This window comes from Enterobacter sp. 186315 (assembly GCF_053290175.1).
The window spans coordinates 44,092-70,508 of record NZ_JBPTTK010000018.1; the positions used below are offsets into that span (position 1 = coordinate 44,092).

The 26,417-nt window shown below is 56.9% G+C and carries 21 protein-coding genes and 4 tRNA genes; 6 read left to right on the top strand and 19 right to left on the bottom strand.

The window, feature by feature from the left end:
• Nucleotides 1-19: 19 nt before the first annotated feature.
• The 3 genes from hemX to ACSVHP_RS17775 all read left to right on the top strand — a co-directional run bounded on the left by hemX (nucleotide 20) and on the right by ACSVHP_RS17775 (nucleotide 3,798).
• Complete coding sequence (gene hemX, locus ACSVHP_RS17765) at nucleotides 20-1,216, top strand: uroporphyrinogen-III C-methyltransferase (RefSeq protein ID WP_417314670.1); 1,197 nt, start codon at nucleotides 20-22, stop codon at nucleotides 1,214-1,216.
• A gap of 2 nt (nucleotides 1,217-1,218) precedes the next feature.
• Nucleotides 1,219-2,418 carry a protoheme IX biogenesis protein HemY gene (gene hemY / locus ACSVHP_RS17770; RefSeq protein WP_234674759.1) on the top strand — a complete coding sequence of 400 codons (1,200 nt, stop codon included), beginning with the start codon at nucleotides 1,219-1,221 and terminating at the stop codon, nucleotides 2,416-2,418.
• Between the two features lie 168 nt (nucleotides 2,419-2,586).
• A complete protein-coding gene (locus tag ACSVHP_RS17775) occupies nucleotides 2,587-3,798 on the top strand; it encodes an MFS transporter (protein WP_447552594.1) in 1,212 nt (403 codons plus the stop codon).
• A gap of 506 nt (nucleotides 3,799-4,304) precedes the next feature.
• Here the strand turns inward: ACSVHP_RS17775 and ACSVHP_RS17780 are convergent.
• The 17 genes from ACSVHP_RS17780 to trxA form a co-directional block, all read right to left on the bottom strand.
• A tRNA-Pro gene (locus tag ACSVHP_RS17780) sits at nucleotides 4,305-4,381 on the bottom strand.
• A gap of 43 nt (nucleotides 4,382-4,424) precedes the next feature.
• Nucleotides 4,425-4,510 (bottom strand) — tRNA-Leu (locus tag ACSVHP_RS17785).
• A 20-nt stretch (nucleotides 4,511-4,530) separates the two neighbouring features.
• Nucleotides 4,531-4,606, bottom strand: a tRNA-His gene (locus tag ACSVHP_RS17790).
• Nucleotides 4,607-4,673: 67 nt separating this feature from the next.
• Nucleotides 4,674-4,750: transfer RNA gene (locus tag ACSVHP_RS17795), tRNA-Arg, on the bottom strand.
• 102 nt (nucleotides 4,751-4,852) lie between these two features.
• The gene (gene thrP / locus ACSVHP_RS17800) at nucleotides 4,853-6,238 is read right to left on the bottom strand and encodes a bifunctional threonine/serine APC transporter ThrP (RefSeq protein ID WP_417314667.1); all 1,386 of its coding nucleotides are present in this window, start codon (nucleotides 6,236-6,238) and stop codon (nucleotides 4,853-4,855) included.
• 196 nt (nucleotides 6,239-6,434) lie between these two features.
• Complete coding sequence (gene wecG / locus ACSVHP_RS17805; RefSeq protein ID WP_234674756.1) at nucleotides 6,435-7,175, bottom strand: lipopolysaccharide N-acetylmannosaminouronosyltransferase; 741 nt, start codon at nucleotides 7,173-7,175, stop codon at nucleotides 6,435-6,437.
• Nucleotides 7,176-7,186: 11 nt separating this feature from the next.
• Nucleotides 7,187-8,539 (bottom strand): ECA oligosaccharide polymerase, encoded by a 1,353-nt coding sequence (gene wzyE, locus ACSVHP_RS17810; protein ID WP_234674755.1) that lies wholly within the window; start codon nucleotides 8,537-8,539, stop codon nucleotides 7,187-7,189.
• Nucleotides 8,536-9,615 (bottom strand): TDP-N-acetylfucosamine:lipid II N-acetylfucosaminyltransferase, encoded by a 1,080-nt coding sequence (locus ACSVHP_RS17815; protein ID WP_447552595.1) that lies wholly within the window; start codon nucleotides 9,613-9,615, stop codon nucleotides 8,536-8,538. Before ACSVHP_RS17815 ends, wzyE begins: the two co-directional genes overlap by 4 nt.
• The gene (gene wzxE / locus ACSVHP_RS17820; protein ID WP_447552596.1) at nucleotides 9,612-10,862 is read right to left on the bottom strand and encodes a lipid III flippase WzxE; all 1,251 of its coding nucleotides are present in this window, start codon (nucleotides 10,860-10,862) and stop codon (nucleotides 9,612-9,614) included. The genes ACSVHP_RS17815 and wzxE overlap by 4 nt, the downstream gene beginning before the upstream one ends.
• Before the next feature lies 1 nt (nucleotide 10,863).
• Entirely contained in the window at nucleotides 10,864-11,994 is a 1,131-nt protein-coding gene (rffA, locus tag ACSVHP_RS17825) for a dTDP-4-amino-4,6-dideoxygalactose transaminase (RefSeq protein ID WP_447552597.1), read from the bottom strand.
• Nucleotides 11,995-11,998: 4 nt separating this feature from the next.
• Nucleotides 11,999-12,676 (bottom strand): dTDP-4-amino-4,6-dideoxy-D-galactose acyltransferase, encoded by a 678-nt coding sequence (gene rffC, locus ACSVHP_RS17830; RefSeq protein ID WP_447552598.1) that lies wholly within the window; start codon nucleotides 12,674-12,676, stop codon nucleotides 11,999-12,001.
• The gene (gene wecC, locus ACSVHP_RS17835; protein ID WP_447552599.1) at nucleotides 12,673-13,935 is read right to left on the bottom strand and encodes a UDP-N-acetyl-D-mannosamine dehydrogenase; all 1,263 of its coding nucleotides are present in this window, start codon (nucleotides 13,933-13,935) and stop codon (nucleotides 12,673-12,675) included. The genes rffC and wecC overlap by 4 nt, the downstream gene beginning before the upstream one ends.
• A complete protein-coding gene (wecB, locus tag ACSVHP_RS17840; RefSeq protein ID WP_447552600.1) occupies nucleotides 13,932-15,062 on the bottom strand; it encodes a non-hydrolyzing UDP-N-acetylglucosamine 2-epimerase in 1,131 nt (376 codons plus the stop codon). The genes wecC and wecB overlap by 4 nt, the downstream gene beginning before the upstream one ends.
• 59 nt (nucleotides 15,063-15,121) lie before the next feature.
• Nucleotides 15,122-16,168: an ECA polysaccharide chain length modulation protein gene (wzzE, locus tag ACSVHP_RS17845; RefSeq protein WP_447552601.1), complete on the bottom strand. Its 1,047-nt coding sequence runs from the start codon at nucleotides 16,166-16,168 to the stop codon at nucleotides 15,122-15,124.
• A gap of 12 nt (nucleotides 16,169-16,180) precedes the next feature.
• A complete protein-coding gene (gene wecA / locus ACSVHP_RS17850) occupies nucleotides 16,181-17,284 on the bottom strand; it encodes a UDP-N-acetylglucosamine--undecaprenyl-phosphate N-acetylglucosaminephosphotransferase (protein WP_234674747.1) in 1,104 nt (367 codons plus the stop codon).
• Between the two features lie 241 nt (nucleotides 17,285-17,525).
• On the bottom strand, nucleotides 17,526-18,785 hold the full coding sequence (gene rho, locus ACSVHP_RS17855) for a transcription termination factor Rho (RefSeq protein ID WP_447552602.1): 1,260 nt from the start codon (nucleotides 18,783-18,785) through the stop codon (nucleotides 17,526-17,528).
• A 340-nt stretch (nucleotides 18,786-19,125) separates the two neighbouring features.
• Nucleotides 19,126-19,455, bottom strand: coding sequence for a thioredoxin TrxA (trxA, locus tag ACSVHP_RS17860; RefSeq protein ID WP_014072297.1), 330 nt, complete (start codon nucleotides 19,453-19,455; stop codon nucleotides 19,126-19,128).
• Nucleotides 19,456-19,599: 144 nt separating this feature from the next.
• On the opposite strand from trxA, the gene rhlB reads away from it, so the two are divergent.
• Together rhlB and gppA are read left to right on the top strand one after the other, a co-directional pair.
• Nucleotides 19,600-20,868 (top strand): ATP-dependent RNA helicase RhlB, encoded by a 1,269-nt coding sequence (gene rhlB, locus ACSVHP_RS17865; protein WP_447552603.1) that lies wholly within the window; start codon nucleotides 19,600-19,602, stop codon nucleotides 20,866-20,868.
• A 6-nt stretch (nucleotides 20,869-20,874) separates the two neighbouring features.
• Entirely contained in the window at nucleotides 20,875-22,359 is a 1,485-nt protein-coding gene (gppA, locus tag ACSVHP_RS17870) for a guanosine-5'-triphosphate,3'-diphosphate diphosphatase (RefSeq protein WP_447552604.1), read from the top strand.
• Between the two features lie 51 nt (nucleotides 22,360-22,410).
• Here the strand turns inward: gppA and rep are convergent, their stop codons facing one another.
• Nucleotides 22,411-24,435, bottom strand: coding sequence for a DNA helicase Rep (gene rep, locus ACSVHP_RS17875; protein WP_417314650.1), 2,025 nt, complete (start codon nucleotides 24,433-24,435; stop codon nucleotides 22,411-22,413).
• Between the two features lie 84 nt (nucleotides 24,436-24,519).
• Here rep and ppiC point away from each other — a divergent pair, with 84 nt between their 5' ends.
• Nucleotides 24,520-24,801: a peptidylprolyl isomerase PpiC gene (gene ppiC / locus ACSVHP_RS17880; protein WP_039031237.1), complete on the top strand. Its 282-nt coding sequence runs from the start codon at nucleotides 24,520-24,522 to the stop codon at nucleotides 24,799-24,801.
• A 76-nt stretch (nucleotides 24,802-24,877) separates the two neighbouring features.
• On the opposite strand, the gene ilvC is transcribed toward ppiC, so the two are convergent.
• Nucleotides 24,878-26,353, bottom strand: a complete 1,476-nt coding sequence (gene ilvC / locus ACSVHP_RS17885; protein ID WP_447552605.1) for a ketol-acid reductoisomerase — start codon at nucleotides 26,351-26,353, stop codon at nucleotides 24,878-24,880.
• Between the last annotated feature and the right edge of the window lie 64 nt (nucleotides 26,354-26,417).

The following is a 26,417-nucleotide window of genomic DNA, read 5'->3' on the forward strand; positions in this document are numbered from 1 at the left end:
CTCAGAATGGGAAGCCATAATGACGGAACACGAAAAATCCTCCGCCGTGGTTGAAGAGACCAGGGAGACTGTGGAGGTTACGCCACAGCCAGAAACGACTGAGAAAACCGTTGAGAAGAAAAACGGCAGCAACAAAACCAGCCTCGCGCTGAGCGCGATTGCCATCGCCATTGCGCTTGCCGCAGGCGTGGGACTTTACGGTCTTGTGAAGCAGCAAGGCTCAAATCAGACCGCCACCAGCGACGCGCTGGTTAATCAGATCACCGCCCTGCAAAAAGCGCAGGAAACGCAAAAATCCGAGCTGGAAGGTGTCATCAAACAGCAGGCTACCGCGCTGTCTGAAGCGAACAGCAAGCAGCAGGAGCTGACCAAACAGCTCGACGAAGTGCAGCAAAAAGTGGCGACCATCTCCGGTACGGATGCCAAAACCTGGCTGCTCTCTCAGGCCGATTTCCTGGTGAAGCTGGCCGGACGTAAGCTGTGGAGCGATCAGGACGTCACCACCGCCGCCGCGCTGCTGAAAAGCGCCGATGCGAGCCTGGCAGACATGAACGACCCGAGTCTGATTACCGCGCGCCGCGCCATCACCGAAGATATCGCCAGCCTGTCTGCGGTGTCTCAGGTGGATTACGACGGCATCATCCTCAAGGTGAATCAGCTTTCGAATCAAATTGATAACCTCCAGCTGGCGGATAACAACGACGACGACTCCCCGATGGACTCCGACGGCACCGAGCTTTCCAGCTCGCTGAAAGAGTGGCGCGTGAATCTGCAAAAAAGCTGGCAGAACTTTATGGACAGCTTCATCACCATTCGCCGCCGCGATGAAACCGCCGTACCGCTGCTAGCGCCGAATCAGGATGTCTATCTGCGCGAAAATATTCGCTCGCGCCTGCTGGTTGCCGCACAGGCCGTGCCGCGCCATCAGGAAGAGACCTACAAACAGGCGCTGGACAACGTGTCGACCTGGGTTCGTGCTTATTACAACACCGACGACGCCACCACCACGGCGTTCCTCGACGATATCGATAAGCTGAGCCAGCAGAACATCACCATGAGCGTACCGGATAAGCTGGCCAGCCAGCCGATTCTGGAAAAGCTGATGCAGACGCGCGTGCGTAACCTGCTGGCGCAGCCGGGCGTTCCGGCAGAGCCAACCGCTCAGGCACCTGCCGCTGCCGCACCTGCGCCTGAAAGCGCACCACAGGGAGAGTGATCATGTTGAAAGTGCTTTTGCTCTTCTTATTGCTGATCGCCGGGATCGTCCTGGGGCCAATGATCGCCGGCCATCAGGGCTATGTTCTGATCCAGACCGATAACTACAACATTGAAACCAGCGTCACCGGGCTGGCGATCGTTCTGATCCTCGCGGTTGTCGTGCTGTTTGCCCTTGAATGGATCCTGCGCCGCATCTTCCGCACCGGGGCGCACACCCGCGGCTGGTTCGTAGGCCGTAAACGTCGTCGCGCCCGTAAGCAGACCGAACAGGCGCTGCTGAAGCTGGCCGAAGGCGACTATCAGCAGGTTGAAAAGCTGATGTCGAAAAATGCCGATCATGCCGAGCAGCCGGTGGTGAACTACCTGCTGGCCGCCGAAGCCGCGCAGCAGCGTGGGGATGAAGCGCGCGCCAATCAGCATCTTGAGCGCGCCTCCGAGCTGGCCTCTAACGATCAGATCCCGGTTGAAATCACCCGCGTGCGCTTGCAGCTCGCCCGTAACGAAAACCACGCGGCGCGCCACGGCGTTGACCGTCTGCTGGAGATCGCTCCGCGCCATCCGGAAGTGCTGCGTCTTGCCGAGCAGGCCTATATCCGCACCGGCGCCTGGGGCTCGCTGCTGGACATTATCCCTTCAATGGCGAAGGCCGACGTGGGTGATGATGAGCATCGCGATGAACTTCAGCGTATGGCGTGGATTGGCCTGATGGATCAGGCGCGCGCCGATCTGGGCAGCGACGGTCTGAAAACCTGGTGGAAGAATCAGAGCCGTAAAACCCGCCAGCAGGTTCCGTTACAGGTGGCGATGGCGGAGCATCTGATTGAGTGTGACGACCATGACACCGCGCAGGAGATCCTCCTCGACGGCCTGAAGCGTCAGTATGACGACCGTCTGGTGATGGTGATCCCACGCCTGAAAACCAATAACCCGGAGCAAATCGAAAAAATGCTGCGCCAGCAGATCAAAACCGTGGGCGATCGCCCGCTGTTATGGAGCACGCTGGGCCAGTCGCTGTTTAAACACGGCGAATGGCAGGAGGCGAGCCTCGCCTTCCGCGCCGCGCTGAAACAGCGTCCGGACGCGTTTGATTATGCCTGGCTGGCGGACACGCTGGACAAGCTGCACAAGCCGGAAGAGGCCGCGGCGATGCGCCGGGACGGGCTGCTGCTCACCTTGCAGAATAACGGCACCCAGCCGTAAGGGAAAAAGGAGGCCCTCTGGCCTCCTTTTTTTATGGCGGATTTCTGCTACATTCTTTGCAACATCCATCAAAACGAACCCGCCAATGTAACGATGTCTTTTCACTAACTTTTTTCACACACGCACGCTCTGTCGCGTGGACTAAATCGTTTTTGAAAGGAAATCGTCATGAACTCGCTTTTGTACGCGCTTATCGAAGCGCTGCGCTGCCACCGCTGGCTGCGCATGTTGGCCTGCGCCTTTATTTTCTCGTCACTCGGCAATGGGCTGACGCAGGTGGTTGTCTTTGGCCTGCTGCTGGAATGGCATGCCCCCGCCTCCCTGCTGACCCTCGCGTATCTTTTTGCCACCGTACCCGGCTTTATCGGCAGCCTGATCGGGGAAAAGCTGTGCCTGCGTTTTTCTCCGCTGAGCATTCTGATGCTGACGGAGCTTCTGGGACTGCTGGCCCTGCTTTTTCCATTACTGGGCGTGCATTATCACAGCGTATCGGCGCTGCTTGCCGTGCAATCCACCGAAGCGCTTTTAAGTGGTATGAGCTGGCCGGCGCTGACCTTACTGTTTAAACGCGGGCTGGCGGACCATGAACTGCCCGCGGCCACCTGCCTTGAAAACGTGATATTCGCTTCGCAGGTACTGCTGGGGACGGGGTTGGGCGTCGTACTGTTCGAGAAAGTGTCTCTCTTCTCGCTGCTGGCGATCGACGCCGCGAGCTTTGCAGGCTCGCTGCTGATGCTGGCTCTGGCAGATAAAACCTTTATCCAACGGGGAACGCCCACGTTTACGGAAGATACGCATTCGGTGCCCGTGCGCTGGCGGGCGCTGACGGTACGGCAAAAGCGTAGCCTGCTGCTTCTGCCCGCCCTGGCCGCCGTTGGCTCTCCTGCAATGGCGCTGCTTCCGGCGCTGGCACAGCAAATACATCCTGCGGAGGCGGCCAGCTTCGCCCTACCGCTTCTCTTCGCCCGCAGCATGGGACAGCTCTGTGGCCCGATGCTGCTAAAAAGGGACAGTCTGGCGCGGTATGCCGCGAAAAACCGGCTTCTTTTTATGTGTTTAAGCGTGTTTTTGCTTGCCTACGGTGTGATCCCCGTGGCGTCTGGCTCAACGGTATTTGCCCTGGGGGCGATCTTTATCGCCCATCTGGCGTCCAACGTAGTGTTTGCGGCAGGCACCTATGGCGTGCTAAGTAGTTTTCAGGCGATCCAGACCTCTTCCGCCAGCGGAACGGCCTGGCGATGGCAGACGATTAGCGCATCGCTTTTCACCGGCATTACCGCACTGGCCGCTTCATCGCTCGGGGCAATGCAGGCGCTTTACGGCGTTTCTGCCTGTACGCTGATGTGCGTTGTGCTCATCCTGGCGCGGTATCGGGAATAAGGCATAAAAAAACGCCTGCTATAAAAGCAGGCGTTAAAACAGGTCTGTAAGACAACATATTTGGTGCTTCACTCAACGTTGTGTCCATGGTGTTTGATGAGGCCGAAGCGACATCTGTCAGTGGACGATAAGCACCGTAAACGGCTCTGCGTCATTCCGGAGTTTATGAGGCACTAAGGCGAACATAAGAGGTGGAATGAGCATCTACACGTATATTATTGCACGTTATGTGCCAGAGTTGCAGTGGAGAGTGTTATTTCTCGCAACAATTTAAGCCATAAGGGTTTTTCGTCGTTTCCGGATGCTTTTGCCTTTGTCAGGACAGAGACATTGCAGCAAAGTGTTGCCTGAAAGCGACAGCAATATCAGCATTTGTTTAATTATAGCTATTTCAAATAGTTAGACGTCGCTGAATAACGACAAACGGGCGGGTCGTTGTCGGGAAATGACAACAGCATTGAGGAATGGCAGAAAACAAAAAACCCCGCCGAAGCGGGGTTCAAAATTGGTCGGCGAGAGAGGATTCGAACCTCCGACCCACTGGTCCCAAACCAGTTGCGCTACCAAGCTGCGCTACTCGCCGATGTACTGCTTTTTTGAATTTTTAGTTCAATTCATTAAAGTCGTGGTGCGAGGGGGGGGACTCGAACCCCCACATCCTAAGGACACTAACACCTGAAGCTAGCGCGTCTACCAATTCCGCCACCTTCGCATTTCACAACTTTTAAATAATGGGGTGGCTAATGGGATTCGAACCCACGACAACTGGAATCACAATCCAGGGCTCTACCAACTGAGCTATAGCCACCACTGATAAATCTTTTCACGCGGTACTGACTACTTCTCAGACCACCGCAGCTCCAGCACCGGGTAAATGGTGCGCCCGACAGGATTCGAACCTGAGACCTCTGCCTCCGGAGGGCAGCGCTCTATCCAGCTGAGCTACGGGCGCTTAGCGCCGTTGCGGGGCTGGATATTACGTACCTCCGTCCCCGCTGTCTAGTGCTTTTTTGAAAAATATGCGCGTTTGGTTATGGTTTGCACATTTTGCCGCTTAATCCTCCACTTTATGCGTGGTGGCGCGGCGTCCAAGGCCAAAAAGTTTATATGCTGCGGTCACGGCGGCCAGGAAGATCATCCCGACAAACAGCGACATGCGCGTATCTTCATTAAAGTACATCCCGATTAATACGCAAATCAGGAACGCCATCGTCAAATAGTTCGCATACGGGAACAGAATCGAGCGGAACGGATGGCTGGCAATCGCCTGCTTGTGCGCCTGACGGAAGCGCAGCTGGCTAATCAGGATCACAAACCACGGCACCATCCCAGGCAGCACGCTGGCGCTGTAAACATACACGAAGACGCGCTGCGGATTGGGAATGATGTAGTTCAGGCAGGAGCCAATCAGCAGGATCGCAATGGACACCGCCACGCCCGCCACCGGCACGCCCGCGCGGGAGACTTTGCTCATCGCCGCAGGCAGCTGGTTGTTTTTCGCCAGCGCGTACAGCATACGCCCGCAGCTGTACATGCCGCTGTTACAGCCAGAGAGCGCCGCCGTCAGCACCACAAAGTTAATGATCCCTGCCGCCGCCGTGATACCAATCTTCGCAAAGGTCAGCACGAACGGGCTGCCGGTGGTGCCGATTTCGTTCCACGGGAAGATAGTGACGATAACGAAAATCGCACCCACGTAGAAAATCAGAATACGCCACAGCACTTTGCCTACCGCGCTGCGCAGCGTCACCTGCGGGTTTTTCGCTTCCCCGGCGGTGATGCCGATAAGCTCCACGCCCTGGTAAGAGGCGACAACGATACAGAGCGCCGTCAGGAAGCCCTTCCAGCCGCCGGCGAAGAAGCCGCCGTTCTCGGTCAGATTCCCAAACCCGATGGCGTGCCCGCCGTTGCCAAAGCCGAAGAAAATCACGCCCAGGCCGACGACAATCATCACGATAATGGTGGTGACTTTGATCATCGCGAACCAAAACTCAATCTCACCGTACAGGCGCACGGCGGCAAGGTTCGCCAGCGCCACCAGCCCCACGGCGATCAGGGCGGGTATCCACTGAACCATATCCGGGAACCAGAACTGGACGTAGACCCCTATCGCGGTGATCTCTGAGATGCCCACCGCCATCCACATAAACCAGTACGACCAGGCGGTGAGATAGCCAAAGAACGGGCTCATATAGCGGTGCGCGTAAACGGCGAATGAGCCGGTGACCGGCTCCAGGAACAGCATTTCGCCCATCGAACGCATGATGAAGAAGACGAACAGTCCGGCGATGATATACGCCAGCAGTACCGACGGGCCCGCCCATTTGAGCGTGCTGGCGGAGCCCATAAACAGGCCCACGCCGATAGTGCCGCCCAGCGCTATCAATTCAATGTGTCGAGCTTCCAGCCCACGCTGAAGCTCAGGTTTTTTCTCTGCCATAAATCCTCGGTTGTGTTTGCTGTCTGCCGGTTTCTACCGGTTATTGTTTTTAGGGGGTACTGAAATACGGAGGGAATGGTTTCTTAAATTCTTCCAAATGGCAAACAATCCATTAAAAAAATGAATGTATTGCACAGATAGGCAGCAGTTTGGGAGGGGAGTGGCAGCGCGAATAGCATATCGCGCTGCTAAATGATCACATCTTTCCGGTGTAGTGCCAGGCGAGGTAGCGCAGAAGACGCGCCTGCCGCTTGATGCGCGTTGGCTGAGACAGCAGGCGATAGAGCCACTCCAGCCCGAGGTTCTGCCACACCTTCGGCGCGCGCTTAACGTGGCCGGTAAAAACGTCGTAGGTGCCGCCAACGCCCATGTACAGCGCGTCCGGGCAGACCAGACGGCAGTCGCGCATTAGAATTTCCTGACGCGGCGATCCCATCGCCACGGTGACAATCTTCGCCCCGCTGTCGCGCACGCGCTCGAACAGCGCCTGCCGATCTTCGGGTTTAAAATAGCCGTCCTGGCTGCCCGCAATGTTCACATTCCACTGGCTGCGCAGCTTCTGTTCGGTTTGCGCCAGCACCTCTGGCCTGCCGCCAATCAGGAATACCGGCGTGCCCTCTGCCCCTGCGCGCGCCATCAGCTGCTCCCACAGGTCGGCGCCCGCCACGCGAGAAACCTTCGCGCCAGGGTATTTTTTACGAATTGAGCGCACCACGCTGATGCCGTCCGCGTATTTAAACTCGGCGGCCTCAATCAGGCTTTTCACCTCAGCGTTATCTTCTACCGCCAGCATCTTTTCGGCGTTGATGGCGACCAGCGTGCCCGATTTCATCTGCCCTTCGGCAAACAGATAATCCAGCGCGTGTTGCATATCACGCCAGCCGATAAGCGATAAGCCGCGCAGCGCGTACTGCGGCGCGGTAGTCGTGTCAGTCATAACATCCCTACTCAGACGTGCGAAAGCGGTCTGCTGCTTGCCCGCTCGCGCTTATGCACAAGCCCGGCGCTGTCGAATAACCAGTAGAGCAGTTTTGCCAGCAGCAGGCAGAAGCCGAAAATTACCATGAAGAAAACCACGCGCGACACGAATGAATCCAGCCCCTCGCGCGCGAGAACGATCATATTGAAAATGGCACCAAAACAGAAGCTGTGCAAAATGGCGGCCTTATAGCGGTTAGTCTCTTCAAGACCACGCGTATAGAGCCAGTCGAACCACTTGATGATCAGCCCCACCGCCACCGCGCCCGGCAGGATAAACCAGGTACCGCCCATTACCACCAGCGAGCCGATCAGCGTAGGCGATATCGCCAGGCCCGAGTGGTTGTTGAGCACTTCCCAGGTAAAGTAGTTCGCCGTGTTCAGCACCACGCCAGGCCTGTCCGGCCACAGCCACGTCGGGATAAAGACGTAGAAGTCGCGGACAATCGGCGCCAGCCCCTGAAACTCAATCTTGTCGTAGTTTTGCAGCAGCAGCGCCAGGTTCTCCCACGGCGAGAAGGTGTCGCGGGTGAGATACAGAAACGTATAAAACGCCTCGTCGCCCGCCACGTTCAGCCCGTAGCGTTTCAGCGCCAGCCAGAACATCCCCACGATGCCGAACACCCCCGCCGCCGCCAGCATCCACAGGGAGATCCAGCCGCGAATGATGCCGATAAACAGGAAGATAGCGAAGGCGATGATGATATTGGCGCGCGTGCCGCCCACGATCATATAGGTCAGGACGCCGAACGCGACGGTGCTGACCAGGAAGAACAGCCAGGCTTTGCTGTCCTGGCGTAAAAAGAAGACCACCAGCATTGCCGGAATGAAGAAATAGAAGAAGCGCTTAAGCGCCACGCCGGAAACTTCCGCCGAGAAAATTTGGCTGTAGGATTGCAGCTTAAACAGCAGAAAACCGTTATGCATGAAGAAGATGCCGACGCTCACCAGCGCGATGGTCATCAGCATGATCCAAGTCAGGTGTGTTTCAACCCGGTTCATGGTGAAGATCGCCCGGCGCGGCGCGGTGTCTTTTACCGAACGCAGACGCGTTTTGTAGGTCACGTAATACACCGCGTAGAAACAGGTCGCCGACAGCAGCGCCTGCATCAGGATCTCCGGCGGGGCAACGCCCACGTCGAAGCGGAACACCAGAATACAGGTCAGCGGGAAGCCGAAGTAAAAGGTCAGCAGGAACAGCAGCGAGAAGAAAACGTTGAAGTTAAAGCGCACACGGCGGAACTCAAACCAGGTCAGCGTGGCGATAAACATCGCGCTCAGCAGCCAAATCACCAACAAGCCGCAAAATTGCAACTGGCTCATGCGTTGTCTCCTGATGCGATACGCAGCGCGCGATGCCACGGCGTAAGGTAGTTAGGGCTGAAGAAGTCGATGGCGTTTTTATCCACCAGCGCCAGCTGACGCTGCGCTTCGCGGACCACCTCTTCGCTGAGCGTGTCGGTGGTGAACAGCACCGGCAGATGCTGCTCGGCCATATCCTGCCAGAACGGGTTTTCACGGTTAAGCACGCACGGGATACCGGCCTGAATGAGCAGGCACAGCGTACCGATCCCCTGCTGGCGCGCGAAGATGAAATAGCCCAGATCGCACTGTCGCAGCAGCGCCAGGTAATCGTCAAACTCCAGCTTATCGCTGAGGATTTGCAGATTTTCCGCGCTGAACAGCGTAAGCCCTGCCGCGCGAACCTCGTCGATATAGGCCGCGTTATTCGCAGGATAGCCCATCGGCACAATCACGTTGACCGTATCGCCAAACTGCTGATGCACCGCCTTGAGGGCCGCGACGTGTTCGTTGCTGCGATCGCCAGAGTTGCCCACCAGCACCGTCAGCTTGCCTTCGCGACGCGCGTCGTTCGCCATGTCGTTCAGCGCCGGGTTCATGCGGGTCGGAAAATAGAGCAGCTCGCCGCGCACGTTCGGGTGCTGTTTCGCAAAATAGTTAAGATCGCCACGGGTGGCAAACACGCAGCCCACGCGCGCCTGCGCCATGCGGCGCAGCGGGTAGAACAGGCGGAATTTCCAGCCCCGGGAGACTTCGTACAGATCCGCGCCCCAGATGTGCCAGCTGAACTGGGACGGCTTAATGCCGCCACTCAGCAGCGCCAGCCACAGGCCGGTATTGAACTGGCCGTGGAAGAAGAACCGCTGCGCGCGGTTGGCTTTTGCTTTCGCCACCACCGCTTTTGCCAGCGCGGCTTTGTCCGGCCAGGTGGTGATGGTCAGCGCCGGGAACTGCGCGCTCAGGCTCTCGTCCCGGCTCGCAACCAGAAACACGCGGGCGTCAGCGCTCCCCGCCGCCAGCTCATCGTTGAAGAACCGCAGCACGGTCTGGTTGTGGTGTGGGATATCCGATCCCAGGATGTGAATCAGTGCAGTCATGCGCGTTTACGCCAAAGTAAAAATACGCCGCAACAGGCAGCGAAATAAACGATGTAAGTAGCCATATAGGCCTGAGCGGCACCGAGCGCGCCGTGCGCCGGGATCAGCCAGTGTGAGAGCGCAGTCAGCAGCGTAAACTGGCTAATTTCCGCCAGAATATACAGCCGCAGGGACGCTTTCGCGATCACCAGATAGCCGAAAACGTAAGCGCCTACTTTCAACACATCGCCCACCAGCTGCCAGGCAAAGAGGTCGCGCATGGCGGTGAACTTCGCTGAGAACAGCAGCCAGATCGCCACGTCGCGCAACAGCCAGACGGTAAAGCTGGCAACCGCCACGGCGGGCAGTACAAAGCGCAGGGAGCGGATAACCTCGCGGGTAATATCCTTTTTTTCACTCAGGCGCGATAAGGTTGGCAGCAACCAGACGCTAAAGGAAGCCGTAATAAATTGGAGGTAGGCGTCGGAAATGCTGCTTACGCCCTGCCAGATCCCCACCTCATCCCAGCTGTAGTGCGCCGCCAGCAGGTTTCGCATCATCACGTACGCCACCGGAATGGTAACGGAGGTAATCAGCGCCATCAGGGTAAATTTGCTTAATTGCCCCGCCAGCGCCTTATCCCACTGGGGTTTAAGATAGCTTAACGGGATAACGCCCCGTCGCATCAGCATAAACGCGGCAGGCACCACCACCAGCGCCGGAACCAGCGCCAGCCCTAACAGTGCCCCTTCATAGCCGCCGAGCCGATAGCAAAAGTAGTAGGCGATAACGCCAATGATGCTGCCGAAGATCAGCGCCAGCGCGTTTCCGGCAGCGTCGCGAAAGCCCTTCATCAGCGCCAGCAGCAGGTTTGCCCAGGCGATGCCCATCTGCACCAGCGCCACCAGGCGAACCAGCCCCTGATAGCGATCGTGACCAAACAGCCCCTGGCTGATAGGGCCCGCCGCCAGCAGGAACACGGCGGCCAGTAAGGTGGAAAAGCCCAGCACCATCGCGGATGAGGTGCCCACCACCTTGCGCAGCTTCGCGGCATCGTCATGATGCTGTGCGACAAATTTGGTCACGCCGTTGAAGATGCCCGCCCCGGCCAGCACGCCCAGCACCGTTACCAGCTGACGGAAATTACCCGCCAGCCCAACGCCGGAAGGGCCAAAGGACACGGCCAGCAGTTTGACGACGAGCAGGCCAGCGCCAATTTTTATCAGCGTGGACGCGGCGGTCCACACTGAGGCTTTTGCAAGAGACATATCAGCCGAAGTAGCTCAGGAGGGTGTTGATCACCGTGCGCTGATTGACGGGTGTGAGGTTGTAGAACAGCGGCAGGCGAAGCAAACGCTCACTTTCTTTTGTGGTGTAGCGGTCTTCACCGGCAAACATGCCGAACGCTTCCCCGGCCGGGCTGGAGTGCAGCGGAATGTAGTGGAACACCGCCATGATCTCGGCCTCTTTCAGCCAGGCGATCAGCTTAGAGCGGTCATCGTTGTCGCGCAGCTTGATGTAGAACATGTGGGCGTTGTGTATGCAATCCGCCGGTATAGTTGGCAGCTCGATACGTCCCGCTTTCGCCAGCGGCGCCAGCGCATCGTAATAGGTCTGCCAGAGCGTCAGGCGCTGCTGGTTGATGCGCTCGGCGGATTCCAGCTGCGCCCACAGATAGGCGGCCTGGAGATCGGCCATCAGGTAGCTTGAGCCAATGTCGCGCCAGGTGTATTTGTCCACCTGACCACGGAAGAACTGGCTGCGGTTGGTGCCTTTTTCGCGGATCACCTCGGCACGCTCCACCAGCGCGCGGTCGTTGATCAGCGTCGCGCCGCCTTCACCGCCCGCGGTGTAGTTCTTGGTTTCGTGGAAGCTAAAGCAGCCGATGTGTCCAATGGTTCCGAGCGCGCGGCCCTTGTAGGTCGACATCACGCCCTGCGCGGCATCTTCCACCACGAACAGGTCGTGCTTTTTAGCGATCGCCATAATGGTGTCCATTTCACAGGCCACGCCCGCGTAATGCACCGGAACAATCACCCGGGTTTTGTCGGTAATTGCCGCTTCAATCAGCGTTTCGTCGATGTTCATGGTGTCCGGGCGAACGTCCACGAACACAATTTTCGCCCCGCGCAGCACAAAGGCGTTGGCGGTGGACACGAAGGTGTAGCTCGGCATGATCACTTCATCGCCCGGCTGGATATCCAGCAGCAGCGCCGCCATCTCCAGCGACGCGGTGCAGGACGGGGTCAGCAGGACTTTGGCGCTCTGAAAACGCTGCTCCATCCACTGCTGGCAGCGGCGGGTAAAGCCACCGTCGCCGCAGAGTTTGCCGCTGCCCATCGCAGACTGCATATAGTCGAGTTCGGTGCCTACAACGGGAGGCGCGTTAAATGGGATCATCATGTCACCTGTATAGCCAGTAAGCGGTTGCGTCGACGTTGGCGCCACTCGCGATATAACGTTTAAGCGCGGCGGTGTTGCCCATCTGGGTCGCCACCCGCAGAGTAAAAAGCTGTTGCTGCTGCGCCCAGTGCAGTGCCGCCTGCATGAGTTTTTCACCCATGCCCCGCCCGGCCAGTAAACCGATGCGCGCGTCCTGCTCGCTGAGCTTGCGCAGGGAGACAAATCCCTGGAGCTGGCCATCCGCCGCGCGGAAGACCAGACAAACATGGTCAAACGTGCCCTTTACCGCATTCTCTATCCACTGAGCATAAAAGCGGCCGCTGTCCTGCGGCGCATACCAGGGAGCGCGAAAGCGGCTCTGGGCAAAGGCCTGCGCCGCCATCTGGCGCAGCGCCGGGATATCCTGCTCTGTTGCAATTTCCGCGCCCGGCGCGTGGTGTCGGGCAACGGGAATCGACAGATCCACCTCGCCCTCGACCAGCTGAAACCCCTGATGCTGGAGCGCGTCCAGCAGGTCGGCGCGCATGGCCGGAATTTTCGCCTGCACCCGCTGCCACGCGGCAAAATCCCCAGCGGTCAGCGCGGGCGCATCATCGCGCAGGCGCACAATCGCCGACGGCACGCCAAAGAAGGCGCTCTCCCACGAAAGGGATTCAAGCACCCCGTTCACATTGCTCAACGCCACACGCCTTTGGTATCAACAACATACTGCTGGCGTACCGCATCGCCAGGGATGGCTTTAAAGGCTTTGTGATCCACCAGCAGCACCAGCACGTCGGCCGTTGCCAGCGCGTCGTCAAGCGCGGTCAGGGTGCAGTGTCCCGCCAGTTTTGCAGGAAGCTCGTGGATGTGCGGCTCAACGACCAGCGTTTCGCCCTTATGCCATTCGGCAATCATCTCGGCGATTTCCATCGCCGGGCTTTCGCGCAGATCGTCGATGTTCGGCTTGAAGGCCAGGCCAAAGCAGGCGATTTTCAGCTCGCTGGCGCGCTTGCCGCTCTCTGCCAGGCAGTCTGCAACCGTGGCTTTCACCTGGTTCAGTACCCAGTGCGGTTTACTGTCGTTCACTTCACGCGCGGTGCGGATCAGGCGAGCCTGGTCCGGGTTCTGCGCCACGATAAACCACGGGTCGACGGCGATGCAGTGACCGCCCACGCCTGGCCCCGGCTGGAGGATGTTCACGCGCGGGTGGCGATTGGCAAGGCTAATCAGCTCCCAGACGTTAATCCCCTGATCGGCGCAAATCAGCGACAGTTCGTTCGCAAAAGCGATGTTCACGTCGCGGAAGCTGTTTTCCGTCAGTTTGCACATTTCGGCGGTGCGGGAATTGGTCACCACGCATTCGCCTTCGAGGAAAATCTTGTACAGCTCGCTCGCACGCGCGGAGCAGACCGGGGTCATGCCGCCAATCACGCGGTCGTTTTTAATCAGCTCAACCATGACCTGCCCCGGCAGCACGCGCTCCGGGCAGTAGGCGATGTTGATATCCGCCTGTTCACCCGCCTGCTGCGGGAAGGTGAGGTCCGGGCGGGCTTCTGCCAGCCACTGGGCCATTTGTTCGGTCGCGCCGACGGGCGAGGTGGATTCGAGGATCACCAGCGCACCCTTTTTCAGCACTGGCGCAATAGATTTTGCCGCCGCTTCGACATACACCATGTCCGGCTCGTGATCGCCCTTAAACGGCGTAGGCACGGCAATCAGGAAGGCATCGGCCTCCACAGGCGTAGTGCTGGCCTTCAGGAAACCGCCTTCAACGGCGGCTTTCACCACGCTGTCGAGATCCGGCTCAACGATATGAATTTCGCCACGGTTGATGGTCTCCACCGCACGCGCGTTGATATCCACGCCCACAACCTGCTTTTGACGAGAGGCAAAGGCCGCCGCGGTCGGCAACCCGATGTAGCCAAGACCAATGACAGAGATGGTAGTAAAACTCATAGCGATACCCGATTGTGTTTAAGTGCGTGCAAAATACGACCACAAGCCTGCCCGTCGCCGTACGGATTATGGGCGCGGCTCATCGCCTGATACTCTTCTTCGTCGTGCAGCAGGCGCGTGACCTCTTCGACAATGCGACGTGAATCCGTGCCCACCAGACGAACCGTGCCGGCCTTCACCGCTTCCGGTCGTTCGGTGGTTTCGCGCATCACCAGCACCGGCTTGCCAAGAGAAGGCGCTTCTTCCTGAATCCCGCCGGAATCGGTGAGGATCAGCCAGGCGTGATTCATCAGCCAGACGAACGGCATGTAGTCCTGCGGCTCGATCAGGAACACGTTCTCGACGTGGCCCAGAATGCGGTTGACCGGCTCGCTGACGTTAGGATTAAGGTGAACCGGATAGACAATTTGTACATCGTCATTCTCTGCGGCGATCTCCGCCAGCGCGTGACAGATCTCCTCAAAGCCGCGGCCAAAGCTTTCGCGGCGGTGGCCCGTCACCAGAATGGTTTTTTTGTCGTTGCTCAGGAACGGATAGCGCGCGGTTAGCTGACTTTTCAGGCTGTCGTTCGCCAGTACGCGGTCGCGTACCCAGATCAGCGCGTCAATCACGGTATTGCCGGTCACAAAGATTTTGTTGTCGGCGATATTCTCGCGCAGCAGGTTCTGGCGGGAGTTTTCCGTTGGCGCGAAGTGGTACATCGCCAGATGGCCGGTAAGCGTGCGGTTTGCCTCTTCAGGCCACGGGGAGTAGAGGTTGCCGGTGCGCAGCCCTGCTTCAACGTGCCCCACCGGGATACGCTGGTAAAACGCCGCCAGGCTGGTCGCCGCAGTGGTGGTGGTGTCACCGTGTACGAGCACCACATCCGGCTTAAAGGATTCCAGAATAGGCTTTAACCCTTCCAGAATACGGCAGGTAATCTCCGTCAGCCCTTGCCACGGTTTCATAATATTCAGATCGTAATCCGGGACGATGGAAAAGAGAGATAACACCTGGTCGAGCATCTCGCGATGCTGGGCGGTGACGCACACTTTCGCTTCAAAATCAGGGTCCCTGGCCAGCGCATGTACCAGAGGAGCCATCTTAATGGCCTCCGGCCGGGTGCCAAATACGGTAAGTACTTTCACATCGATTCTCTTCGATTAGCCGATGAAGGCGGTTGCGCCTTCATCGTGGACGGCCTTTTTTAATTTACGCGGCGACGTGTTAACGCCACGCCCGCGCCAGTCAGAGCACCAACAATACCCCACATGATCATCAGGAACGCACGGCGTGGGCTATCGCGTTTTACAGGCTCTTCTGGCGTACGCAAATAACGATAGGTCTGGAAACGCGGGTCCAGAGTCGGACCGACGTTCAGGGTGTTCAGCATCGCGCGGTTCTGATCGTAGTCGAGGTCAAATTCCGGGCCGACCGCCTGCTGGTTCTCCAGACGCGCCTGGAGCATTGGGCGACCTAACAGGAACATCTCAGAGTCCGGCAGCTGGTCCGCCGGAACGTCCGTTTCGGTGCGGGAGATGTTGCTCTGCTCCGCAATTTTTAGCGCCTGCTCAATGTTGTGAACGCGACGGGCGAAGATGGCTTTTGCCACCTCTTCCTGACGCTTAACCTGCGCCTTCATCTGAATAGTACGTGCCGCCCAGGCGCCCTTCAGCTCATCATTAAGATGGCTTGCCGCGCGCTGGCTGGCGAAAGCGACATACTGACGCAGCAGGTTGTTGGCATCCGGTGCGGTTTCAGCGATGAGCTTCACGTTGTCGTTCAGGTTGCGCATGGCATCGCCCGGCGTGAACTGGATGTTGTTGATCAGGTCATCCAGCAGCGCGGCGTCGGCCTTGCTGTTGCCGACCATGCGCTGTTTGTAATAATCCGTCTGGGACCAGAAATCGCGGCGGGTATCCCATGACGCCAGCTGCATCACGAACTCCCGGTAGGCATCGTCCATCACGGATGACTGATCCGTTGCCGCAGGGTTCGCTTTGAGATCCAGATTACGCAGGAACTGCTGCTGCGAATAAAAACCGCCCAGCATGTTGACCGTTGGTCTGTCAGTAATAGCGGTTGCGCTCCACTCTTGTTTCGCAAAGAAGGTATACGCCAGCGCGATTAACGCGAATCCGACTGCGACACCGGCAATCCACAGTTTGCCCGCCCATAACACGCGGAACAAGCCACGTATATCCAGCTCATTCTCGGTCATCTCTGATTTTGCTCCCGCCAACGGTTGAGTCATCACGATCCCAGTTTATTTAGTTAAAGTTGGATTATTACCACTATTTCGACGCATCCTGCGTTTTACACGCTTAATGAAACGCGCAACTTTCCAGGCGCGTTTAATGCAATAGCCATACAGCGAAAACGCTAGCAAGAACAATACCAACATTACCCACTCAGGGATAAAGTGGGCATATTCAGACGCCACCCCGATCCCCGCAAGAATAGCAGCCGCCACGGTTATCAGCACAAACGCCTGACGAGATGTGAAACCTGCTCGCATAATTAAATGGTGAATATGCTGACGGTCGGCTGAGAAAGGACTCATTCCCTTACGCAGACGGCGATACATAATCGCCACCATATCCATTAATGGAATGGCGATAATCCACAGCGCCGTGACCGGGCTGATCGGGTGCGTTTTACCCTGCGTAGTTTCAAGCAGGATCCAGATAATCGTAAAGCCAATCAGCGTGCTGCCCGCGTCGCCCATAAACACTTTATAGCGACGGCCCAGGGCGCCGAGATTGAGCAGGATATAAGGCAGAATGGCGGCAATCATGGCGAAGCACCACATGGCGAGGCTGTACTGGCCGTCGAACCATAAGATGATGCCGATAGCGGCGAACGACACGCTGGAAAGCCCGCCCAGCAGGCCATCGATACCGTCGACCATATTGAATGCGTTAATAGCAACCCACACGGCGAAGAGCGTCAGGAAATAGCCAAATGGCCCCAGAATCATCTCCCAGGGACCAAAAATATAGCCGAGGCTGCTCAGGTGAAGTTTTGCCCCCATCATCATGGCGACGGCAACGGCCGCCTGCACGAAGGCGCGAATTTTAACGCTGATATCGAAGCGGTCGTCGAGAGCGCCCACCACCACCAGCACGGTGGCGCAGCTGAGATAGAGCCTGACATGAGGGATGTAGTAATCCGCTATCGTAAACGCGAAGCAGATACCTGCAAATACGGAAATGCCGCCAACAAGTGGGATCATTCCTTGATGGCGTTTACGGAAGTTGGGTTTATCCACTAACCCCAGATACTTTGCCACCTTGCGCGCAAGAAAGAGAAAGCAGGTGGTAAACAAAAAAATACTGGTTAGCTCAGTAAACGTATCGAGTAGGTTCACAATGGATGTTCTCTACAAATGTCAGACAAGGAAGTATAACCACGAAGGCGCTCAGCCTGAAGGCTTAAAGCAAACCTCTTGCCGCTTCATTCGTTTATTATTCAAGCTATTAATGTTTTTACTGTGCGAATAATCTTATTGTCGCACCGAACGGTCAAATTTGGGAGCCTGCGGTAATAGCGTATAGGCCATAAATGAAAAACGCCACGTAAAAACGTGGCGTTTGCTGGCTTTATTTGCGTTACGAGCGTTTCATCATGTCGAAGAAATCGTCGTTAGTTTTGGTCATCGCCAGTTTATTAATGAGGAACTCCATTGCGTCGATTTCACCCATTGGGTGAATGATTTTGCGCAGGATCCACATTTTTTGCAGCTCTTCCTGAGTGGTGAGCAGCTCTTCCTTACGAGTACCGGAACGGTTGTAGTCGATAGCCGGGAAGACGCGTTTTTCAGCGATTTTACGAGAGAGGTGCAGTTCCATGTTGCCTGTACCTTTAAACTCTTCGTAAATAACCTCATCCATCTTAGAACCGGTGTCGATAAGCGCGGTTGCAATGATGGTCAGGCTGCCGCCCTCTTCGACGTTACGTGCCGCACCGAAGAAGCGTTTTGGACGGTGCAGGGCGTTGGCGTCAACACCACCGGTCAACACTTTACCGGAAGCCGGAACCACGGTGTTGTAAGCACGCGCCAGACGGGTGATGGAGTCGAGCAGGATGATAACGTCTTTCTTGTGTTCAACCAGACGTTTCGCCTTCTCGATAACGATTTCCGCAACCTGAACGTGGCGAGATGCCGGTTCGTCGAAGGTAGACGCAACCACTTCACCTTTAACCAGACGCTGCATCTCGGTCACTTCTTCAGGACGTTCGTCGATCAGCAGTACCATCAGCACGCAGTCTGGGTGGTTGTAAGCGATGCTCTGCGCGATGTTTTGCAGCAGCATGGTTTTACCCGCTTTTGGCGGAGCGACAATCAGACCACGCTGACCACGACCAATCGGAGAAGCCAGATCCAGAACGCGAGCGGTTAAGTCTTCGGTAGACCCGTTACCACGCTCCATGCGCAGACGAGAGTTCGCGTGCAGCGGCGTTAAGTTTTCAAACAGGATCTTGTTGCGCGAGTTTTCTGGTTTGTCGTAGTTAACTTCATTGACTTTCAACAGCGCAAAGTAGCGTTCACCCTCTTTAGGAGGACGAATCTTACCTGAAATGGTGTCACCAGTGCGGAGGTTGAAACGGCGGATTTGGCTAGGGGATACGTAGATGTCGTCGGGGCCGGCGAGGTAGGAGCTGTCTGCTGAGCGGAGGAAACCAAATCCGTCTTGCAGTATCTCCAGCACACCGTCGCCAAAGATATCTTCGCCACTCTTAGCGTGCTGCTTCAGGATGGCGAAAATGATGTCCTGCTTGCGCATACGAGCCTGGTTTTCCAGCCCCATATTTTCGCCGAGAGTGATCAGCTCAGAAACCGGCGTATTCTTTAATTCGGTAAGATTCATAATGGTGTGGGTTCTTAAACTCGGGGTGATTCTCGAACTTAATGTTGTGAATGGTATGGCAGGGTCATCCATGCCTGTTTAGCGGCCATCAACTCATGTCTGTACGCTGTCTGGTCACAGGGAAAGAACGCAGAACTGAAACGACAAGACGGATTGAGTGACAAGCCCGGAATTTAGCAACTTCACGCATTGTGTGTATCAGCAACGGGAAGTATGGGGTAAAGCAAGATTCAAACAACAGATATGTTTAAAACGAAGTCACAAGTAACTTAGCACGACTAAAGCCGGGCGTCCAGAGATCCACTTAATTTAGGCGCTCTGGACGCTCAGCGGAGAAACCTTACGCCAGGTTAGCGTCGAGGAACTCTTTCAGTTGACCTTTGGACAGTGCGCCCACTTTGGTCGCCGCCACTTCGCCGCCTTTGAACAGCAGCAGGGTCGGGATGCCACGGATACCGTATTTAGGTGCGGTGCCCGGGTTCTGGTCGATGTTCAGCTTGGCAACGGTCAGTTTGCCCTGATACTCATCAGCGATCTCATCCAGAATCGGGGCGATCATTTTGCAAGGACCACACCATTCAGCCCAGAAATCGACGAGGATCAGCCCGTCAGCTTTAAGTACGTCCGTGTCAAAACTGTCGTCAGTCAGGTGAATAATTTTATCGCTCATATATAACTCCACAGGAATAAGCCTGGTGCGTTGGTTTCGCGTCAATCAACGACGTGTTGATGTAGCATTAACCAACTAAAGGTTGACTTTATTTCACCGGATACGCTTTCGTAAAGCAATAGTAAGCTGATATTCTACCACACTATGAGCAAAACACATTTAACAGAACAGAAGTTTTCCGACTTCGCCCTGCACCCAAAGGTGATCGAAGCCCTTGAAAATAAAGGGTTTCATAACTGCACGCCCATTCAGGCCCTCGCACTGCCGCTGACGCTGGCAGGCCGCGATGTTGCAGGGCAGGCGCAAACCGGTACTGGCAAAACGATGGCGTTTTTAACGTCAACGTTTCATTATTTACTTTCTCATCCAGCAATTGCAGACCGCAAAGTTAACCAGCCGCGCGCGCTAATTATGGCCCCGACGCGAGAACTGGCGGTACAGATCCATGCAGACGCTGAACCGCTGGCACAGGCAACCGGCCTCAAGCTCGGTCTGGCCTATGGCGGCGACGGTTACGACAAACAGCTTAAAGTGCTGGAGAGCGGCGTCGATATCCTGATCGGCACCACCGGCCGTCTTATCGATTACGCAAAGCAGAACCACATTAACCTCGGTGCTATCCAGGTGGTTGTGCTGGATGAAGCCGACCGCATGTACGATCTGGGCTTCATTAAAGATATCCGCTGGCTGTTCCGCCGTATGCCTGTGGCCAATCAGCGCCTCAACATGCTGTTCTCAGCTACCCTCTCTTATCGCGTACGCGAACTGGCGTTCGAACAAATGAACAACGCCGAGTATGTAGAAGTTGAACCAGAGCAGAAAACCGGCCACCGCATTAAAGAAGAGCTCTTCTATCCATCCAATGAAGAGAAAATGCGCCTGCTGCAAACGCTGATCGAAGAAGAGTGGCCGGATCGCGCCATTATCTTCGCTAACACCAAGCACCGCTGTGAAGATATCTGGGGTCACCTGGCCGCAGACGGACACCGCGTTGGCCTGCTGACCGGCGACGTTGCGCAGAAGAAACGCCTGCGCATTCTTGAAGAATTTACCCGTGGTGACCTGGATATTCTGGTTGCAACGGATGTCGCGGCACGCGGCCTGCATATTCCTGCCGTAACCCACGTCTTTAACTACGATCTGCCGGATGACTGCGAAGATTACGTTCACCGTATCGGTCGTACCGGTCGTGCTGGCGCAAGCGGTCACTCAATCAGTCTGGCCTGTGAAGAGTATGCGCTGAACCTGCCCGCGATTGAGACCTACATCGGTCACTCGATCCCGCAGAGCAAATACAACCCGGAAGCGCTGTTAAGCGAATTGCCACCGCCGAAGCGCCTGACGCGCCCTCGCACCGGCAATGGTCCGCGCCGTTCCGGTGGCGCACCGCGTAATCGTCGTCGTTCAGGTTAAAAAAATATGCTCAGCTCCTCCTCGCTCTATGCAGCCATTGATCTCGGTTCCAATAGTTTTCATATGCTGGTTGTGCGCGAGGTGGCGGGAAGCATACAGACGCTGACGCGCATTAAGCGCAAGGTCCGCCTGGCGGCGGGCCTGAGCAGCGATAACCACCTCTCTCCCGAAGCCATGGAACGTGGCTGGCAATGTTTACGGCTTTTTGCCGAACGTCTGCAAGATATCCCCCATAATCAAATCCGCGTTGTGGCCACCGCCACGCTGCGTCTGGCCGTTAACGCCGTCGATTTCATTGCCAAAGCGCAGGAAATTCTGGGCTGCCCGGTGCAGATCATCAGCGGTGAGGAAGAAGCGCGCCTGATTTATCAGGGCGTGGCGCACACAACCGGCGGTGACGATCGCCGCCTGGTGGTGGATATCGGCGGCGCCAGTACCGAACTAGTGACCGGCACGGGCGCGCAGGCCACATCGCTGTTCAGCTTGTCGATGGGCTGCGTCACCTGGCTCGAACGCTATTTCACCGACCGAAATCTCGCCAAAGAGAATTTCGACGAAGCCGAAAAAGCCGCCCGCGACGTGCTGCGCCCGGTCATGGACGAACTGCGCTATCACGGCTGGAAAGTCTGCGTTGGCGCATCGGGCACCGTCCAGGCGTTGCAGGAAATCATGATGGCGCAGGGGATGGACGAGCGGATAACGCTCGCCAAGCTCCACCAGCTTAAGCAGCGCGCGATTCAGTGCGGTCGTCTTGAAGAGCTGGAAATTGAAGGCCTGACGCTTGAACGCGCGCTGGTTTTCCCGAGCGGCCTCGCCATTCTTATCGCCATCTTCACCGAGCTGAACATTCAGTGCATGACTCTGGCCGGTGGCGCGCTGCGCGAAGGGCTGGTTTACGGCATGCTGCATCTGTCGGTCGATCAGGATATCCGCAGCCGCACGCTGCGTAACGTCCAGCGCCGCTTTATGGTGGATATCGATCAGGCCCAGCGCGTCGGGCATCTGGCTTCCCGTTTTGCCGATCAGGTTGGCGGAAGCTGGGACCTGGAGCCGCTCAGTCGCGATCTGCTGCTGAGCGCCTGTGCGCTACACGAAGTGGGTTTGAGTATCGATTTCAAACAGGCGGCTGCACACGCGGCCTATCTGGTGCGCAACCTCGATCTGCCCGGCTATACGCCCGCGCAGAAAAAGCTGCTGGCGACCCTGCTGTTGAACCAGACCAATACGGTCGATCTCTCATCGCTGCATCAGCAAAACGCCGTTCCACCGCGCGTGGCGGAGCATCTGTGTCGCCTGCTGCGTCTGGCGATCCTGTTTGCCAGCCGTCGTCGCGACGATCTACTGCCGACCATCAGTCTGGTGGCGGAAGATGAAAAACTGTCGCTGACGCTGCCGGAAAAATGGCTGGACTGTCACCCGCTTGGGGCAGAACTGATTGACCAGGAGTGCCAGTGGCAGAGCTACGTCCACTGGGTGCTTGAGGTGCGGTAATACCCTGAATATTGCCGGGTGGCGGCTTCGCCTGACCCGGCCTACCGCTCATTATCCCTTCTCTTTGGCTTTTGCCAGCATGGCGCGAATGTTCGCCACGTTTGCCTGGCCTTTATGCATCCGCTCTTCAGCGGTGATCGCTTTGCGCTCCTGCTCCCAAATCAGATCGTCCTGCGGCAGTTCCAGCAGGAAGCGGCTCGGCTCCGGGCGCACCAGCTCGCCATACTGTCGGCGCTCTTTGCACAGCGTGAAGGTCAGCTCTTTCTGGGCGCGGGTAATGCCCACGTAGGCCAGACGGCGCTCTTCATCGACGTTATCTTCGTCGATGCTGCTCTGGTGCGGCAGCAATCCCTCTTCCATGCCCACCAGATAAACATACGGGAACTCCAGCCCTTTTGAGGCGTGCAGCGTCATCAGCTGAACCTGGTCGGCCTCTTCTTCGCTTTCGCCGCGCTCCATCATATCGCGCAGCGTAAAGCGGGTGACCACCTGCGTCAGGGTCATCGGCTCGTCGATCTCCGAGCCTTCGAGCATTTCGGTCATCCAGCTAAAGAGCTGGTTGACGTTCTTCATGCGCATCTCCGCCGCTTTCGGGCTGGCGGAGGTTTCATAGAGCCAGGATTCGTAGTCGATGCCGTGGATCAGATCGCGCACCGCCGCCACCGGCTCGCGCTCGGCCAGGCGCTGGATCTCACCGAGCCAGTGGGTAAAGCGGGTCAGGGAGTCGTAACCGCGACCGGTCAGCGTCTGGCTTAGCCCCATATCGAAGCTGGCGGTAAACATGCTTTTGCTGCGGGTCATCGCCCACTCCCCCAGCTTTTGCAGGGTCGCCGGGCCGATCTCACGTTTCGGGGTATTCACGATACGCAGGAAGGCGCTGTCGTCGTCCGGGTTGGTTAGCACGCGCAGATAGGCCAGCAGATCTTTGATTTCAGGGCGTGAGAAGAACGAGGTGCCGCCGGAAATTTTGTAAGGGATGCGGTTTTGCATCAGCATTTTTTCAAAGACGCGCGACTGATGATTACCGCGATAGAGGATCGCGTAATCCTTATATTCGGTTTTATTGACGAAGTGGTGAGCAATCAGCTCCCCCGTTACGCGCTCCGCTTCGTGCTCTTCATTATTGGCGCTAAGGACTTTCAGCTCGGTGCCGTAACCCAGCTCGGAGAAAAGGCGCTTTTCAAACACGTGCGGGTTATTGGCGATCAGGATGTTCGCCGCCTTCAGGATGCGGCCGGACGAGCGGTAGTTCTGCTCCAGCTTAATAACCTGAAGCGCCGGAAAATCTTTGCTCAGCAGCACCAGGTTTTGCGGACGCGCGCCGCGCCAGGAGTAAATCGACTGATCGTCGTCCCCCACCACGGTGAATCGCGCGCGCTGCCCGACCAGCAGCTTCACCAGCTCGTACTGGCTGGTGTTGGTGTCCTGATATTCGTCCACCAGCAGGTAACGAATTTTATTTTGCCAGCGCTCGCGCACCTCTTCGTTACGCTGAAGCAGCAGCGTTGGCAGCAGGATCAGATCGTCAAAATCCAGCACGTTGCAGGCTTTCATGTGCGCGTCGTACAGGCTATAGCAGTGGGCGAAGATCCTGTCCCGCTCGCCTTTGGCACTCGCCGCCGCCTGGGCGGGGGTCATCAGATCGTTTTTCCAGTTGGAGATCGTCGAGATCAGCTGTTGTAGCAGCACTTTATCGTCTTCGATCAGCCCCTCGGTCAGCTCTTTGAGCAGCGCCACCTGGTCGGTGTCGTCGAACAGCGAGAAGTTGGACTTCATCCCCAGCGCGGCGTATTCGCGTTTAATGATATCCAGCCCCAGCGTGTGGAAGGTGGAGATCATCAGCCCGCGCGCCTCTTTGCGCCCCAGCGTCTGGCCGACGCGCTCTTTCATCTCGCGCGCCGCTTTGTTGGTGAAGGTCACCGCCGCGATATGGCGCGCCTGATAGCCGCAGCCACGGATCAGGTGGGCGATTTTATTGGTGATCACGCGGGTTTTGCCGGAACCAGCCCCTGCCAGCACCAGACAGGGTCCGGTGACAAATTCGACGGCTTGTTGTTGTCCGGGGTTTAAACGCATAAGGATCGCTCATTGAAAGTCAGGAGGGGAGAATAACAGCGTGGTAGTATAGCGAGCCTAATCCATACCACTCAAGGCACGATCATGGCAAAAACAGCGGCAGCACTGCATATCCTTGTTAAAGAAGAGAAACTGGCTCTGGATCTTCTGGAGCAGCTTAAAAACGGCGCCGATTTCGGCAAGCTGGCGAAGAAACACTCTATTTGCCCGTCTGGCAAACGCGGCGGCGACTTAGGTGAATTCCGCCAGGGCCAGATGGTTCCGGCGTTCGATAAGCTGGTCTTCTCCTGCCCGGAGCTGGAGCCAGTCGGCCCGCTGCACACCCAGTTCGGCTACCACGTCGTTAAAGTTTTATATCGCAAATAAACAACAAGGCCTTCTCAGAGAGAAGGCCTTTAATGTTTGCCCCCTCTCCCTGTGGGAGAGGGTCGGGGTGAGGGCATCAACCCGCTACAGCAATACGCTTCATATCGGTCATATAGCCACGCAGCTTCTGACCAATCTTCTCGATTTCGTGACTGCGGATTGCATCGTTCACATCGCGCAGCTGCGCGTTATCCACCGCACCTTCAGCAATCGCCTGGCCCAGATCGCCCGTCTGCAAGGTGGTCATGAACTCTTTCAGCAGCGGTACACACGCGTAAGAGAACAGGTAGTTACCGTACTCGGCGGTATCAGAGATAACCACGTTCATTTCATACAGACGCTTACGGGCGATGGTGTTTGCGATCAGCGGCAGCTCGTGCAGTGATTCGTAGTACGCTGACTCTTCGATGATGCCGGAATCCACCATGGTTTCGAACGCCAGCTCAACGCCTGCTTTCACCATTGCGATCATCAGTACGCCTTTATCGAAGTACTCCTGCTCGCTGATTTTGCCGTCATACTGCGCGGCAGTTTCGAATGCGGTTTTACCGGTCTCTTCACGCCAGGTCAGCAGTTTTTTATCGTCGTTCGCCCAGTCAGCCATCATGCCGGAAGAGAACTCGCCGGAGATGATGTCGTCCATGTGTTTCTGGAACAGCGGCGCCATAATCGTTTTCAGCTGTTCAGACAGCGCGTAAGCACGCAGTTTCGCCGGGTTAGACAGGCGATCCATCATCAGCGTGATACCGCCCTGCTTCAGCGCTTCGGTGATGGTTTCCCAGCCGAACTGGATCAGTTTTTCAGCGTATGCCGGGTCGGTGCCCTCTTCCACCAGCTTGTCGAAGCACAGCAGAGAACCGGCCTGCAACATGCCGCACAGGATAGTCTGCTCGCCCATCAGGTCAGATTTCACTTCGGCAACGAAAGAAGATTCCAGCACGCCTGCACGGTGGCCGCCGGTCGCCGCAGCCCAGGCTTTAGCAATCGCCATACCTTCGCCTTTCGGATCGTTTTCCGGGTGAACGGCGATCAGGGTCGGGACGCCGAAACCACGCTTGTACTCTTCACGCACTTCCGTACCCGGACATTTTGGCGCGACCATCACGACGGTGATGTCTTTACGAATTTGCTCGCCCACTTCAACGATGTTAAAGCCGTGGGAGTAACCCAGCGCCGCGCCGTCTTTCATCAGCGGCTGAACGGAACGCACAACGTCGGAGTGCTGCTTGTCTGGGGTCAGGTTAACCACCAGATCCGCCTGCGGGATCAGCTCTTCGTAGGTGCCCACTTTGAAGCCGTTTTCGGTCGCTTTACGCCATGACGCGCGCTTCTCAGCAATCGCTTCTTTACGCAGGGCGTAGGAGATATCCAGACCGGAGTCACGCATGTTCAGGCCCTGGTTCAGACCCTGTGCGCCACAGCCGACGATGACCACTTTTTTACCCTGAAGGTAGCTCGCGCCATCGGCAAATTCATCGCGCGCCATGAAGCGGCATTTGCCCAGCTGCGCCAGCTGCTGGCGCAAGTTCAGTGTATTAAAGTAGTTAGCCATGGGTGATACCTCGTGATGTTGTGTGTCTTATTGTTCGGTTCGCGTTTCAGCGAGAATGTACCCA